Origin of the sequence: Streptomyces sp. AN091965, assembly GCF_022698285.1 — a bacterium.
GTDB lineage: Bacteria > Actinomycetota > Actinomycetes > Streptomycetales > Streptomycetaceae > Streptomyces.
This window is the reverse complement of sequence record NZ_JALDMY010000001.1, coordinates 7,712,214-7,726,703: the sequence shown is the minus strand read 5'-3', so window position 1 is coordinate 7,726,703 and position 14,490 is coordinate 7,712,214. Positions and strand designations below refer to the sequence as shown.

Below are 14,490 nucleotides of genomic sequence, written 5' to 3'. Positions count from 1 at the left end.
GTCCGAAGCAAAGCAAGAAGCCCCGGCCCATTCGGGCCGGGGCTGCTGTGTGGGTTGGTTGGTTAGAGGAGTGCTCGGAAGGGGTTGGCGTCGAGCGGTTCCGGGCGGTTCGGTTCAGGCGTGGGCTCCGGGGCCTGCTTGGGAGTTGAGCGGTAGGCGTCCATGCGGACGATCGTGGCTCGGTTCTCCTCACGCTCCGGGGCGGCCGGCCACAACTCAGAGTGACGGGGATCGTCCCGGTTCTGCTCACGCTCCGCGCTGGCCGGCTGCGGCGCAGCGTCACCGGAACTGTCACTGCGGAGTGTGAAAACGGTGGCCGGTCGGCCGGTCTTCCCTGACCGTTCCACCGTGACAGCGATTCCGGGCAGTTCCTTGACCTCAGTGGCCGACGCTCCCACGTACGGGAGCACTTGAGACGACGTGGCGCGTCCGCCGTGCAGTTCGATCCGAGCGCGCACCTTGTCCGCGAGGCTGAGCGGCTGACGCTTCATCTTCGGCGCGTCAGCCTCCTTGGTGATCCGTACGGCGTCCTGGACGGAGCGGCGGACGAGCGAGAACGCGGCTGTCAGGATTTCGTCCATGATCGTGTCGGAGCATTCGGAGGCCACGAGGCAGGCGGCCGCCCTGAGCGTCTGTTCTGCCGTTCGCTCGATCATCACGGCCTGTCCCTCGGGCAGGGTCTCGCCCAGGATGCGGGCGTACCGGCGAACGATCCGCCACAGGGGCCGGGCATTTTCGGCGAGGGTGATCACACGAGGCCGGGCGGTGGCCCAGACGTAGGCGTCGGACAGTTCCAAGCCGTCCACCTCGGGCAGGCTCACGCGGTCGTCATCGAGCATCGGCACAGAGCCGAACAACATCCTCTCTGGCGCGCTCGGCGCGGCCGTGCCCAAACGGGACGGCCCGGTTCCTGTCCTCGGTGTGGGAGCCGTGCGGCAACCACGACTGTGACGGCGGCCTGACCCATCACTGCCTGAGGGATGCTCCGCTGTGGACCGTCTACGCCGCCACCGGAGTGCGGCGCAGTGAAGCCCTGGGCATGAAGTGGTCCCTCATCAACTGGGCAGAGGTCTCCATCGAACTGGGCTGGGTCGTGGTCGAGGAGGGCAACACCTACCGGCTGCGCAAGCTCACCAAGGACGGCGACGCCAACGCCGTCATCTACGTGGACCAGGCCGTGATGAACGTCCTCAAGTGGCAGAAGGAACGCCAAGACGCGGAGCGCGAACGCCTCGGCCCCGCGTGGACAGATCATGACCTCGTGTTCGCCCGCGACGGGTTCAAGCTCCAGAAGGGACGTACAGCAGGCGGGCCGCAGGACCCCGAGAAGGTCTCGGCACGGTGGCGCACCCTGCGCACCCGCCTGAAGCTCCCCGAGGAGTTCCGCATTCACGACTGGAGGCACAGCAAGGTCACGAACGATCTGGAGGCCGGGGAGAACCCCGTAGAGGCCTCCGCCAACGTCCGGCACCACTCGCCGGGCTACACCATGGCCCGCTACGGGCACAGCAGGAAGAACGGCGCCCGGAAGCTCGCAGCCTCCGGAGCCAACAGGCTCGGCCTGTCATCCCTGGTCTGACCAGGGAACTCTCTGGACTGTTGGTCACGTGGTTGGTCACGCCACACCCCAGAAAAGCAGAAAACCCCTGATCAACAGGGGTCTCAGCTGGTGTCCGAGGGGGGACTTGAACCCCCACGCCCGATAAAGGGCACTAGCACCTCAAGCTAGCGCGTCTGCCATTCCGCCACCCGGACTAGGTGTCTGCCGCCTTTGCGGTGTTTCCCGCGGCGACGAGGACAACAATACCAAGGTTTCGGAGTGCCTTTCACCTGCGTATCCGCCGGGTACGCCGCGCCGCAGCGCGCCCCGCCCCGGCGGGCGGCTCCGCACCTAGAGTTTCACCATGAGTGACGGTTTGCTTACGGGTGCGCTGGGTGACGTACGGGTCCGGCGGCCGCGGGTGCTGTCTCCCCTGCGCGAGCACCTGCGGGACACGATGTGGTTCGCGCCGACGGCGGGCCTCGTGGGCTCCCTGCTGCTGTGGTGGGTCACCTCCGAGGTGGACGCGCAGTGGGTGCGGTTCCTCCAGGACCACGGGGAGTACGACGCGATCAAGGACATGAACCAGCTCGCCGAGGACACGAAGGTGGTGATCAGCACCATCGGCTCGGCGATGATGACCTTCATCGGTGTGGTCTTCAGCATCTCGCTGGTCGCCGTACAGATGGCGAGCGGCCAGTTCAGCCCCCGGGTGGTGCGGCTCTACGTCCGCTCGCGGATCACCAAGGCCACGCTGACGGTCTTCCTCGCGACGTTCCTGTTCTCCCTGATGACGCTGACGTCGTTCGACAGCGAGAAGGACCCGCGGCTCGTGACGAACGTGCCGCTCGTCGAGGGGCTGCTCGCCCTCCTCATGGTCCTCCTGAGCCTGCTGCTCTTCGTGGCCTATGTGAACGGCACCCTGCGGATGATGCGGATCGGCTTCGTGATCGACCGGATCGCCCGGGAGGCCTTCCGCGTGGCCGCGAAGCACCCGGCGGAGGGGCACGTCGACGACGAGGGCCTCGGCCCGGAGACCGCGCGGATCACCCACGAGGGCCAGGCCGGGGTGTTGCGGGACGTGCACATCGCCCGGGCGGTACGGGCCGCGCGCCGTCAGGGCGTCGTCCTGCGGCTGCTGCCGCGCACCGGGGACTTCGTGGTGCCGGGCACCCCCGTGTTCGCGGTGCACGGCGGCCCGCCGCCGGGGCGCCGCGCCCTGCGGTACACCGTGTACGTCGGGGTCGAGCGCACCTTCCACCAGGATCTGGGCTTCGGTCTGCGGCAGCTGTCCGACATCGCGCTGCGCGCCCTGTCCCCGGCCGTGAACGACCCGACGACCGCCGTGCAGGCCCTGGACCGCATCGTGCAGTTCCTCGCGGTCCTGGCCCCGTACCCGCTGGGTGCGCTGCGCCACCGCGACCGGCGCGGCACGGTACGGCTCATCCAGCCCGTGCCCGACTGGACGGACCTGGTGGACCTCGGTCTGACCGAGATCCGAGGCTGCGCTCCCGGCAACCCTCAGGTCACCCGGCGCATGCTGGCCGGCATCGACGACCTGCTGCTCCTCGCCCCCGAGGACCGCAGAACACCGCTCCTGCGCCACCGGGCCCTCCTCGAGCAGGCGGTGGAGCGGGTGGTGCCCGAGACCGCCGACCGCGAGTTCGCCCTGCTGCCGGACCGCCAGGGGATCGGCTGAGCGGGGGCGGGGCCGTACCGGCTGCGATCGGGGTCGTACTGGCTGCGAACGGGGTCGTACCGGCCGCGAAGGGGCGAAGGCCTCGTGGTCGCCAGGCGGGCGGTCGCGCTCGGCGTCTCCCCCACGCGTACGCCGACCGCCTCCAGGCCCGTCTTCTTGGCCTGCGCCGTCCCGGACGTACCGGAGACGATGGCTCCGGCGTGCCCCATGGCCCTGCCCTCGGGAGCGGTGAATCCGGCGATGGAGGCCGCCGCCCGCTCCTCCGCGTCGCCGCCGATCTCGCCGATCTCGCTGATCTCGCCGATGAGCACGATCAGCTCGGTCTCCGGGTCGGCTTCGAAGGCGGCCAGGCAGTCGATGTGGATGGTGCCGACGACGGGGTCGCCGCCAATGCCGACGCAGGTGGAGAAGCCGATGTCGCGCAGCTCGTACATGAGTTGGTATGTGCGGGTGCCGGACTTGGAGACCAGGCCGACGCTCCCGGGTTGGGTGATGTCGGCGGGGATGAAGCCCGCGTCGGACTGCCCGCGGGTGATGAGGCCGGGGCGGTTGGGTCCGATGATCCGGGTGCCATGTCGTCGCGCTCGCGCGCGTGAAAGGCGACGGTGTCGTGCACGGGGATGCCGTCGAACGCGTTCACCAGGACGCAGGTGACGGACGGGTCGCCGAGGACGACGGCCAGGCCGTGCGCCATGACCTGCGCGGAGGCGCCGCCGTCGATGTCGAGGAAGTTCGCGGGCCGGGCGCCGCGTCCCGCGACGGCGTCGGGCGTCGCCATGACGAGGCCCGCACCGTTGCCGATCACCCCGACCTCGCCGTCGAGCTTCACATAGGTGAGCCCTTTGGCCGCCGCGGCCGCCTCGCGCTCGTCGTCGTACGTCGCGTCCTGAGCGCCCCAGCGGGCCAGCCGGAAGCGCGCGTTGTCATCGAGGGTCACTTTCGCGTCAAGTGCGATCAGCTGCCCCTGGAGGGTGCGAACGAGAGGATTGGCCTCGACGAGGAGTGCGTCCTCGCAGGTCAGAACGCTTCATAGAGCGATCAGGACGTCAGCCGCCCCGGCGGGGAGGCCCGCTGAGGCGGCGATCGCGTCGGCCTTCCTCCGGGTCCCGCCCCCGGCGGGGTCGACGGGCACGCGCACCATCGCCTCGGGGCAGGTCACGGTGACGTCCTCGATGTCCGTACCCCCTCGGGCCGAGGCGATCGCGAGGAACCGCATCGAGGGTCGGTCCAGCACGTACGAGACGTAGAACTCGCTCTCGCTTGGGATCCGTTGGGCCAGCAGGACCGCGCGCACGGTGTGGCCCTTGATGTCCATACCGAGGATCTGGCGTGCCGTCTGCTCGGCGGCGGCCCGGCCCGCGGCCCGCTTCACCCCGCCCGGCTTGCCCCGGCCACCCGCCTTCACCTGCGCTTTCACAATGACGCGCCCACCGAGGTGCTCGGCTGCCGCGCGCGCCTCCTTGGCCGACGTGGCGACCTCGGCGCGCGGCACCAAGATGCCGTGTTCTTCGAAGAGTTCCCTTGCCTGGTGCCCGTACGGGTCCATGTTCGGCTCCTGTCCGAAAGTGCCGCATGCCCCCTGGACACCCTGCATCGGATGCGGGATAACGAGCTTCATACAGTATTCGTCGACTGTATGCAATGCACTGCGAGGGCGGCTCACGCCCCGTGCGAGCGCGCTCCAACTCCCCTACGAAGGGACAGGACTTCGTCATGCCGGACGACAGCAGCGACACGAGCAGCACCCTCATCTCCGGAGGGCATCTGGTCGCCAAAGCACTCAAGGCGGAGGGTGTCGACGTCATCTACACCCTGTGCGGCGGCCACATCATCGACATCTACGACGGGTGCGTCGACGAAGGCATCGACGTCGTCGACGTACGCCACGAACAGGTCGCCGCCCACGCCGCCGACGGCTACGCGCGCGTGACCGGCAAACCGGGCTGTGCCGTGGTGACGGCCGGGCCCGGCACGACCGACGCCGTCACCGGCGTCGCTAACGCCTTCCGCGCCGAGTCCCCGATGCTGCTGATCGGCGGCCAAGGAGCCCACACCCAGCACAAGATGGGCTCCCTCCAGGACCTGCCGCACGTCGACATGATGACGCCCATCACCAAGTTCGCCGCGACCGTGCCGGACACGGCCCGCGCGGCCGACATGGTGTCCATGGCCTTCCGCGAGTGCTTCCACGGCGCCCCCGGCCCGTCCTTCCTGGAGATCCCTCGCGACGTGCTCGACGCCAAGGTGCCCCTGGAGAAGGCACGCGTCCCGCGCGCGGGGCACTACCGCGCCTCCACCCGGTCGGTCGGGGACCCCGAGGCGGTCGAGAAGCTCGCCGACCTCCTGGTGCACGCCGAGAAGCCCGCGATCCTTCTGGGCAGCCAGGTGTGGACCACCCGCGGCACCGAGGCGGCCGTCGAGCTCGTCAGGACCCTCAACGTCCCCGCCTACATGAACGGCGCCGGCCGAGGCACCCTGCCGCCGGGCGACCCCCACCACTTCCAGCTCTCACGGCGCTACGCCTTCGCCAACGCCGACCTCATCGTGATCGTCGGCACCCCCTTCGACTTCCGCATGGGCTACGGCAAACGTCTCTCTCCGGACGCGACGGTCGTCCAGATCGACCTCGACTACCGCACCGTCGGCAAGAACCGCGACGTCGACCTGGGCATCGTGGGCGACGCGGGACTCGTCCTGAAGTCCGTCACCGAGGCGGCCTCCGGGCGCCTCAACGGCGGGGCGTCCCGGCGCAAGGAGTGGCTGGACGAACTGCGCGCGGCCGAGCAGATCGCCGTCGAGAAGCGGCTGCCGCAGCTGCGCTCCGACGCCTCACCCATCCACCCCTACCGGCTGGTCAGCGAGATCAACGACTTCCTCACCGAGGACTCCCTGTATATCGGCGACGGCGGCGACATCGTCACCTTCTCCGGCCAGGTGGTCCAGCCCAAGGCACCCGGGCACTGGATGGACCCGGGGCCGCTCGGCACGCTCGGCGTCGGCATCCCCTTCGTCCTCGCCGCCAAGCAGGCCCGGCCCGACAAGGAGGTCGTGGCCCTCTTCGGGGACGGCGCCTTCAGCCTCACCGGCTGGGACTTCGAGACCCTCGTGCGCTACGACCTCCCCTTCGTCGGCATCGTCGGCAACAACTCCTCCATGAACCAGATCCGCTACGGCCAGCGGGCCAAGTACGGCGCCGAGCGCGAGCGCGTCGGCAACACCCTCGGCGACGTCCCCTACGACCAGTTCGCACGCATGCTCGGCGGCCACGGCGAAGAGGTCCGCGACCCCGCCGACATCGGCCCCGCGCTGCGCCGCGCCCGGGAGTCCGGCAAGCCCTCGCTGATCAACGTATGGGTCGACCCGGACGCCTACGCCCCCGGAACCATGAACCAGACCATGTACAAGTGAGGTGTCCCTGCCATGGCTCACGAGACCCACACCGCCCCTCCCGCCCGGGCGGCGGCCAAGGCCCTCGACGGCATCCGCGTCCTGGACATGACGCACGTCCAGTCCGGGCCCTCCGCCACCCAACTCCTCGCCTGGCTCGGCGCGGACGTGGTGAAGCTGGAGGCACCGACCGGTGACATCACGCGCAAGCAGCTGCGCGACCTCCCCGACGTGGACTCGCTGTACTTCACGATGCTCAACTGCAACAAGCGGAGCATCACCCTCAACACCAAGACCGAGCGCGGCAAGGAGCTCCTCACCGAGCTGATCCGGCGCTCGGACGTCCTGGTCGAGAATTTCGGCCCGGGCGCGGTCGACCGCATGGGCTTCACCTGGGAGCGCATCCAGGAGATCAATCCACGTATCGTCTATGCCTCCATCAAGGGTTTCGGGGACGGTCCGTACACCGACTTCAAGGCGTACGAGGTCGTGGCCCAGGCCATGGGCGGGTCGATGGCGACCACCGGCTTCGAGGAGGGGCCGCCGCTGGCGACGGGTGCCCAGATCGGGGACTCGGGCACGGGCATCCACGTGGTGGCGGGGATCCTCGCGGCGCTGTTCCAGCGCGAGAGCACGGGGCGCGGTCAGCGGGTCAACGTGGCCATGCAGCATGCCGTGCTCAACCTCTGCCGGGTGAAGCTGCGCGATCAGCAGCGCCTGGCCCATGGCCCGCTCGCTGAATATCCCAACGACGACTTCGGCGGCGAAGTTCCCCGGTCCGGGAACGCCTCCGGCGGCGGCCAGCCCGGCTGGGCGGTCAGGTGCGCGCCGGGCGGCCCCAACGACTACGTGTACGTCATCGTGCAGCCCGTCGGCTGGCGGCCCATCACCGAGCTGATCGGCCGCCCCGAACTCGCGGACGACCCCGAGTGGGCCACGCCGGAGGCCCGTCTCCCGCAGCTGGCCAAGATGTTCCAGCTGATCGAGGAGTGGTCCGCCACCCTGCCCAAGTGGGAGGTCCTGGAACGTCTCAACGCCCACAACATCCCGTGCGGCCCGATCCTGTCGACCAAGGAGATCATCGAGGACTCCTCGCTCGTCGCCAACGAGATGATCGTCGAGGTCACCCACCCCGAGCGCGGCAGGTTCACCACCGTCGGCTCCCCGCTGAAGCTCTCCGACTCCCCCGTCGACGTCGTCACCTCACCGCTGCTCGGCGAGCACAACGAAGAGGTGTTCGCCGGTGAACTCGGCCTGGAGGACGAGGAACTGCGCCTCCTCAAGTCGAGCGGAGTGATCTGATTGCCGGCCGACGACCGCTCGGAGCGCGTGCGCGCCCTGCTGGACTCCGTACGCGCCGAGGGGCGCACCTCGCTGACGGCGCCGGAGGGCAAGATCCTCGCCGACGCCTACGGCATCGCCATACCCGGTGAGGAGCTGGCCCGTGACGTCGACGAGGCGGTGGCCCACGCGGCGCGCTTCGACGGACCCGTCGTCCTGAAGATCGTGTCACCGGACATCCTCCACAAGACCGACGCGGGTGGTGTGGTCGTGGGCGTGGAGGGCGCCGAGGACGTCCGCGCGGCCTTCCACCGAATTGTCGACAACGCACGCGCGTACGCGCCGACCGCGCGGGTCGACGGCGTACAGGTCCAGGAGTTGCTGCCCTCCGGCGCGGACGCGCGGGAGGTGATCGTCGGGGCGGTCACCGACCCGACGTTCGGCAAGGTCGTCGCCTTCGGGCTCGGTGGTGTGCTCGTGGAGGTCCTCAAGGACGTCACGTTCCGCCTCGCGCCCGTCGACGGCGACGAGGCCTCCTCGATGCTCGACTCGATCGCCGCGGCCGAGATCCTGCGCGGCGTCCGCGGCGCGGAACCCGTGGACCGCACAGCGCTGGCGCAGCAGATCCGCCGCGTCTCCCAACTGGTCACGGACTTCCCCGAGATCGCCGAGGTCGACCTCAACCCCGTGATCGCCACTCCCCGGGGTGCGCTCGCCGCGGACGTCCGCGTCATCCTCGGCGACCGGGCCCCCGAGGAACGGCACACCTACACGCGCGCGGAGATGCTCGCTTCGATGCGACGGCTGATGCAGCCCCGCTCCGTCGCCGTCATCGGCGCTTCCAACGAACCCGGGAAGATCGGCAATTCGGTGATGCGCAACCTCGTCGACGGTGGCTTCCCGGGCGAGATCCATCCAGTGAACCCCAGGGCCGATGACATCTTGGGCCGCAAGGCGTACAGGAGTGTCACGGATGTTCCCGGTGAGGTGGATGTGGCGGTCTTCGCGATCCCCGCCGCATTCGTCGCCAAGGCCCTGGAGGACGTCGGGCGCAAGGGGATCCCGAACGCCGTTCTCATCCCCTCCGGGTTCGCCGAGACCGGCGAGCAGGCGCTCCAGGACGAGATCGTGGCCATCGGGCGACGGCACGGAGTGCGGCTGCTCGGACCGAACATCTACGGCTACTACTCGACGTGGCAGGACCTGTGCGCGACGTTCTGCACGCCGTACGACGTGAAGGGCGGGGTGGCACTCACCTCGCAGTCGGGCGGCATCGGGATGGCCATCCTCGGCTTCGCGCGCACCACGAAGACCGGCGTCTCAGCGATCGTGGGGCTCGGCAACAAGTCGGACCTCGACGAGGACGACCTGCTCACCTGGTTCGGCGAGGACCCCCACACCCAGTGCATCGCCATGCACCTGGAGGACCTCAAGGACGGCAGGGCGTTCGTGGAGGCCGCGCGCGCCACCGTGCCGAAGAAGCCCGTCGTGGTCCTCAAGGCGGGCCGCACCGCGGCGGGCGCTCGGGCCGCCGGGTCCCACACGGGCGCGCTGGCGGGCGACGACGCCGTCTACGACGACGTCCTCCGGCAGGCGGGGGTGATCCGCGCCCCGGGGCTCAACGAGATGCTGGAGTACGCGCGGGCGCTGCCCGTCCTCCCCACGCCCCGGGGCGACAACGTCGTCATCATCACCGGTGCGGGCGGCTCCGGGGTGCTGCTCTCCGACGCCGTGACCGACAACGGCCTGCGGCTCATGGAGATCCCGCCCGACCTCGACGCGGCGTTCCGCGCCTTCATCCCGCCGTTCGGCGCCGCGGGCAATCCGGTGGACATCACCGGCGGTGAGCCCCCGTCGACGTACGAGTCGACGATCCGGCTCGGCATGGAGGATCCGCGCGTCCACGCGCTCGTCCTCGGCTACTGGCACACCATCGTCACCCCTCCCATGGTGTTCGCCGAGCTGACGGCCCGCGTGATCGCCGAGTTCCGCGCGCGCGGCATCGACAAGCCCGTCGTCGCCTCCCTGGCGGGCGACGTCGAGGTGGAGGAGGCCAGCCAGTACCTCTTCGAACGGGGGGTCGTGGCCTACCCGTACACCACGGAGAGGCCGGTCGAGGTCCTCGGGGCGAAGTACCGGTGGGCCCGCGCGGCGGGACTGTTGGGGGGCCGTCGATGAGGTGAGCAGCGCTCGGGGCGGACGGCGGCGCGCGCCGGCCGCCCCAGGACCCGTACGCGCGCGAAGGACCGGACAGGGGGCGCTGGCCAGCTCTTTCGACGCAAGGGGTGCGACTCGACCATGACCACCACCGACCGCACGACTCCCGTCCCCTTCAGGGAGGTGACGGACCGCAACGGCCGCCGGTACCGCATCGGCGAAACAGACGTCGACATCATGGGGCGACCGCGCTGGACCATGGTGCTCTTCCCGTGGATGGGCATGCTGGGCATCAGCTCCTCGGAGTACGCGTTCACCTCTGCCGAGGACACGCTGCACGACGCACACCTGTGGAGCAGCGGGCACATCTTCTGGCTGATGGGCGTCTGGGTGTTCTTCCAGGCAGCCGTCGCCTTCCCGGCCGGTCAGCTGCGCGAGAGCGGCAGGCTCCCCGCCCGCCACGCGATGCTCCTCGGCGCCTTCGGCACGGTCTGCGGCTACCTCGCGCTCGCGTACGCGCCGCACGTGACAGTCGCGTACGTCGGCTTCGGCATGTTCAGCGGCATCGGCGCCGGCCTGGTCTACGCGACCTGCGTGAACATGGTCGGCAAGTGGTATCCGGAACGCAAGGGAGGCAAGACCGGCCTGGTGAACGGCGGCTTCGCCTACGGCTCCGTGCCGTTCGTCTTCCTCTTCACGTCGTACATGGACTTGAGTAACTACCGCGGCGTCCTGATCTTTGTGGGCGTCGTCTGCGCGTCCGTCGTGGCGTTCGCCGGATGGTTCTTCAAGGACCCGCCCAAGGGCTGGTGGCCGCCGCACGTCGACCCTCTGAAGGTGTCCGCCGACCCGCGCGTCCGGCGGGCCCTGGAGAAGAACCCGCCCGCCGTCAAGCAGTACACCCCCAGGGAGGCCGCCCATACCCCGGTGCTGTGGATGATGTGGTTCTGTCTGCTGTGCACGGCCGGGATCAATATCTTCGGGATCGCCTTCCAGGTGCCGTTCGGCAAGGACATGGGCTTCGCGGGCGGTGTCGTGGCCACCGCGATGTCCCTGAAGGCCATCGTCAACGGCACGGGCCGGGGCGTGATCGGCTGGATCTCGGACCGCTACGGACGGCGCAACACCCTCATCATCGTCTGTCTCGTCCTCGGCACCGCACAGTTCGGCGTCCTGGTGTCGGGCTCCATGGGCAGCATGCCCTTCTTCCTGTGCTGCTCCATGGTCTCCGGTTTCGGCGGCGGCGCCATCTTCCCGCTGTTCGCCGCCATGACGGCCGACTACTTCGGCGAGAACCACAACGCCACCAACTACGGCATGGTCTACAGCTCGAAGCTGATCTCCGGACTCGTCGGCTCCGGCATGGGCGCCGTCGTCGTGGACGCGTGGGACTACGAAGGCGCGTTCGTCATCGCCGGCTGCATCGGCATCTGCTCGGCCGTGCTCGCGCTGTTCCTGAAGGCACCGGGCAGGCCACGGGCCCGGCGCGTCGTACCCAACCCGCACCCCTTAGGTGAGGAGATGGCTTGATATGACGGCGGAGCCCTTCGCCGAACACCCCGCGTCCGGCCGTGCGGACGCGCACGGATCGGACGCCCAGGGACCGGACACCCCGGAGCCCGACACACACGGGCCCGGCTCCCCCAGGCCGGACGCGCACGGGCCCGAGACCCGCGGGCCCGACGCTCACGACCGGGACGCGCCGGACCGGCCGTACCGAGAGCTCACGGACGCGCGCGGGCGCGTCTACCGGGTCGGCGAGAGCGACCGGCAGATCCTGGGCCGCCCCCGCTGGACGATGGTCGCCCTCCCCTGGGTGGCCATGATCGCCATCAGCGTCTTCGAGTACGCCTACGGAGCGGCCGAGGACACCCTGTCGGACGCGCACCACTGGACGTCGTCCAACACCTTCTGGGTGCTGAGCGTGTGGATCTTCTTCCAGGCCGGTGTCTCCTTCCCGGCCGGGAAGCTGCGCGAGAAGGGCATCCTGACCAGCCGGGCCGCGATGCTCACGGGCTCCGTCCTGTCGCTGCTCGGCTTCGTGAGCCTCAGCCACGCGCCCAACGTCGTGACGGCGATGGTCGGCTTCGGACTGCTCGGCGGCGTCGGCTCCGGACTCATCTACTCGACGTGCGTCAACATGGTCGGCAAGTGGTATCCGGAGCGGCGCGGCGGCAAGACGGGCTTCGTCAACGGAGGGTTCGCCTACGGAGCGGTGCCTTTCATCTTCCTGTTCTCCTACGGCTTCGACACCTCCAACTACCGCACTGTGCTCGACCTCGTCGGCTTCTACGTGCTCGCCGTGACCCTGGTGGCGGGCCTGTTCTTCAAGGACCCGCCGAAGAACTGGTGGCCCGAGAGCGTCGATCCGCTGCGGTCCGCGACGGGCACCCGCACGGCCGTCGCGCTCGCCAAGAACCCTCCGGCCGTGGCGCAATTCACCCCAGGGGAGGCGTTACGCACCGGCGTCGTGCCGCTGATGTGGGTGTGCATGCTCTGCTGCGCGGGAGTGTCCATCTTCGGGATCTCGTTCCAGGTGCCGTTCGCCAAGGAGATGGGGTTCGGGCCGATGATCGCCGCGTCGTCCATGGGCGTCATGTCGGTGATCAACGGCACGGGGCGCGGTGTCGTGGGCTGGCTCTCGGACCTGCTGGGACGGCGTCCCACGCTGACGTACGTGTGCCTGGCCCTGTCGGTGGCGCAGTTCGGCGTCCTGTGGGCGGGTGAGATCCGCAACGAGCCCTTGTTCCTCGTCTTCGCCTTCCTGTCGGGCTTCGCGGGCGGTGCTTTCTACCCGCTGTTCGCCGCCCTGGTCCCGGACTACTTCGGGGAGAACAACAACGCCTCCAACTACGGCATGGTCTACAGCGCGAAGCTGGTCAGCGGCCTGTTCGGTGGAGGCGTCGGCGCGATGGTCGTGCACTCCTGGGGCTACATCGGCGCCTATACGACCGCAGGAGCGGTGTCGCTGCTCGCAGCGGGCCTCTCCTTGCTGCTGCGTCAGCCGAGCTCTCCAGGCGCGCGTGGAGAGCTGGCACGGTCGGGCTGAACCGGTCCGGCCAGAAGGGGCCCCGGCCGCCTCGGCGACGGTCGGGGCCCCTGGCAGCGATCGGCTCACTCAGGGCGTCGATCGGCACCCTTGTACGGGCCCGTGGCCGGTCCGACCTTCCGGTCCCGGTCAGTCCCCGCAGCGCTCCCTCAGCGCGTGCAGGTGGGCGCTGGACTTCCGCGCGAAGGCGAAGGAGTCGGACGGGGAGTCGTGTTCCGCCTGCCAGTGGTGGTAGCGGCGCCCTCCATGGGTGCGGGCGGTCACCTTGGACAGGAACTTCTTGTAGTCGATGTCGCCGTCCCCGACATCGACCATGCGGTAGCCGTCGCGGGTGGAGTCGTCACGGATGCCGTCCTTGACGTGGAACAGCGGATAGCGGTGCGGCCGCCGCAGGACATAGTCGATCGGGTCGAAGGGCCTGGGGGTGCCGTCCACCTGCTTCCCGAAGCGGAACCGCGCGCTGTACGCCCAGTAGATGTCCATCTCCAGGTAGACCAGATCGGGGTCGGTCTCGGCGAGGAGCACGTCGTAGAGGCGCACGCTCGGCTTGTCCGTGGCGAAGGAGAACTCCTCCGCATGGTTGTGCTGGTAGAACTTCATGCCTCGCGCCCGGGCGGCCTCGCCGTACGTGTTGAAGTCCTCGGCGGCGCGCTTCCAGGCGTCGACGGTCGTGCCGTGGCGGAAGGGGCCCGACGCGGTGCCGATGTGGCGCAGACCGAGGGCCTCGGCGTCGTCCAGGACCTTGGTGAGGTTCTGCGCGAACGTGTACGCGTTCGGGTCACCGTCGTTGTAGTAGCCGACGTGGCTGCCGATCGCGGTGAGCCCGTGGTCGCGGACCAGTCTCTTGAGCTGGGCGAGCGTGATGGAGCCCGCGGAGCCCTGGGCGTACCCGGCGAACTCGATCTCGTCGTATCCGTACCTCGCCAGTTCGGCGAAGACGGCGGCGAACCCGAGGGACGACACCTTGTCGCGGAGGCTGTAGAGCTGGACGCCGAGTCGGCCGGGCGGCAGGACGGGGCGGCCGCGCCCCTTGCCGGACGGCCGGGACGAGGCCTCGGTCGGGGCGGAGGCGGCCGAGGCCGGGCCTGCGGCGGCAGCGGTACCGGCGAGCGCGGCCGCGGTGGCGCCCGCGGCGACGCCCAGCATGCCGCGCCTGCTCAGTCGGTGGGCGAGCTCGGGGTCGTCGGGCGTCGGCTTGCGGCTCATGCGGGCCTCCCGGGAGGGGGTCAGGGTGGTGTCAGGGATGGGTTCGAAGAACGCCTCGGGGTCAGGTCAGGGGCGAACCCTGATGGCAGCGCCCGCGCTCTCTGGTTCAGTGGAAACCACGCGGACGGGGCGGCGTGGACGACGCCACCGCCGAGCGGGGCGCTGACGGCG

10 protein-coding genes, 1 tRNA gene and 1 pseudogene are annotated in these 14,490 nt (G+C 69.6%); 7 read left to right on the top strand and 5 right to left on the bottom strand.

Annotation, left to right across the window (positions count from 1 at the left end; genetic code table 11):
• Positions 1–62 precede the first annotated feature (62 nt).
• Positions 63–839: a hypothetical protein gene (locus MQV74_RS32835; protein ID WP_242726138.1), complete on the bottom strand. Its 777-nt coding sequence runs from the start codon at positions 837–839 to the stop codon at positions 63–65.
• A gap of 80 nt (positions 840–919) precedes the next feature.
• Between MQV74_RS32835 and MQV74_RS32830 the strand changes: the two genes are divergently transcribed.
• Entirely contained in the window at positions 920–1,579 is a 660-nt protein-coding gene (locus MQV74_RS32830) for a tyrosine-type recombinase/integrase (protein ID WP_308402335.1), read from the top strand.
• Positions 1,580–1,667: 88 nt separating this feature from the next.
• Here the strand turns inward: MQV74_RS32830 and MQV74_RS32825 are convergent.
• Positions 1,668–1,755: transfer RNA gene (locus MQV74_RS32825), tRNA-Leu, on the bottom strand.
• A gap of 176 nt (positions 1,756–1,931) precedes the next feature.
• On the opposite strand from MQV74_RS32825, the gene MQV74_RS32820 reads away from it, so the two are divergent.
• Positions 1,932–3,239 (top strand): DUF2254 domain-containing protein, encoded by a 1,308-nt coding sequence (locus tag MQV74_RS32820; RefSeq protein WP_374120808.1) that lies wholly within the window; start codon positions 1,932–1,934, stop codon positions 3,237–3,239.
• 92 nt (positions 3,240–3,331) lie between these two features.
• Here the strand turns inward: MQV74_RS32820 and MQV74_RS32815 are convergent.
• Together MQV74_RS32815 and MQV74_RS41440 are read right to left on the bottom strand one after the other, a co-directional pair.
• Positions 3,332–4,017, bottom strand: a pseudogene (locus MQV74_RS32815) (succinate--CoA ligase subunit alpha); the annotation flags it as partial.
• Between the two features lie 249 nt (positions 4,018–4,266).
• Positions 4,267–4,785 carry an ATP-grasp domain-containing protein gene (locus MQV74_RS41440; RefSeq protein WP_374120728.1) on the bottom strand — a complete coding sequence of 173 codons (519 nt, stop codon included), beginning with the start codon at positions 4,783–4,785 and terminating at the stop codon, positions 4,267–4,269.
• A gap of 167 nt (positions 4,786–4,952) precedes the next feature.
• On the opposite strand from MQV74_RS41440, the gene MQV74_RS32805 reads away from it, so the two are divergent.
• From MQV74_RS32805 to MQV74_RS32785, 5 genes are all read left to right on the top strand, one after another.
• Positions 4,953–6,647: a thiamine pyrophosphate-binding protein gene (locus tag MQV74_RS32805; protein ID WP_242726134.1), complete on the top strand. Its 1,695-nt coding sequence runs from the start codon at positions 4,953–4,955 to the stop codon at positions 6,645–6,647.
• A gap of 12 nt (positions 6,648–6,659) precedes the next feature.
• Positions 6,660–7,928, top strand: coding sequence for a formyl-CoA transferase (gene frc, locus MQV74_RS32800; protein ID WP_242726132.1), 1,269 nt, complete (start codon positions 6,660–6,662; stop codon positions 7,926–7,928).
• Positions 7,929–10,085 carry an acetate--CoA ligase family protein gene (locus tag MQV74_RS32795; protein ID WP_242726130.1) on the top strand — a complete coding sequence of 719 codons (2,157 nt, stop codon included), beginning with the start codon at positions 7,929–7,931 and terminating at the stop codon, positions 10,083–10,085. It begins immediately after the preceding gene.
• 120 nt (positions 10,086–10,205) lie between these two features.
• Positions 10,206–11,594 carry an OFA family MFS transporter gene (locus MQV74_RS32790; protein ID WP_242726128.1) on the top strand — a complete coding sequence of 463 codons (1,389 nt, stop codon included), beginning with the start codon at positions 10,206–10,208 and terminating at the stop codon, positions 11,592–11,594.
• Between the two features lies 1 nt (position 11,595).
• Positions 11,596–13,113 carry an OFA family MFS transporter gene (locus MQV74_RS32785; RefSeq protein WP_242726126.1) on the top strand — a complete coding sequence of 506 codons (1,518 nt, stop codon included), beginning with the start codon at positions 11,596–11,598 and terminating at the stop codon, positions 13,111–13,113.
• A gap of 129 nt (positions 13,114–13,242) precedes the next feature.
• Here MQV74_RS32785 and MQV74_RS32780 read toward each other — a convergent pair whose 3' ends face one another.
• A complete protein-coding gene (locus MQV74_RS32780; RefSeq protein ID WP_242726124.1) occupies positions 13,243–14,319 on the bottom strand; it encodes a sugar phosphate isomerase/epimerase family protein in 1,077 nt (358 codons plus the stop codon).
• Between the last annotated feature and the right edge of the window lie 171 nt (positions 14,320–14,490).

Excerpts from the sequence above, each read along its gene's own strand:
- MQV74_RS32835 (WP_242726138.1), bottom strand. The coding sequence starts at position 839 with ATGCTCGATGACGACCGCGTGAGCCTGCCCGAGGTGGACGGCTTGGAA.
- MQV74_RS41440 (WP_374120728.1), bottom strand. The coding sequence starts at position 4,785 with ATGGACCCGTACGGGCACCAGGCAAGGGAACTCTTCGAAGAACACGGC.
- MQV74_RS32805 (WP_242726134.1), top strand. The coding sequence starts at position 4,953 with ATGCCGGACGACAGCAGCGACACGAGCAGCACCCTCATCTCCGGAGGG.
- frc (WP_242726132.1), top strand. The coding sequence starts at position 6,660 with ATGGCTCACGAGACCCACACCGCCCCTCCCGCCCGGGCGGCGGCCAAG.
- MQV74_RS32790 (WP_242726128.1), top strand. The coding sequence starts at position 10,206 with ATGACCACCACCGACCGCACGACTCCCGTCCCCTTCAGGGAGGTGACG.
- MQV74_RS32785 (WP_242726126.1), top strand. The coding sequence starts at position 11,596 with ATGACGGCGGAGCCCTTCGCCGAACACCCCGCGTCCGGCCGTGCGGAC.
- MQV74_RS32780 (WP_242726124.1), bottom strand. The coding sequence starts at position 14,319 with ATGAGCCGCAAGCCGACGCCCGACGACCCCGAGCTCGCCCACCGACTG.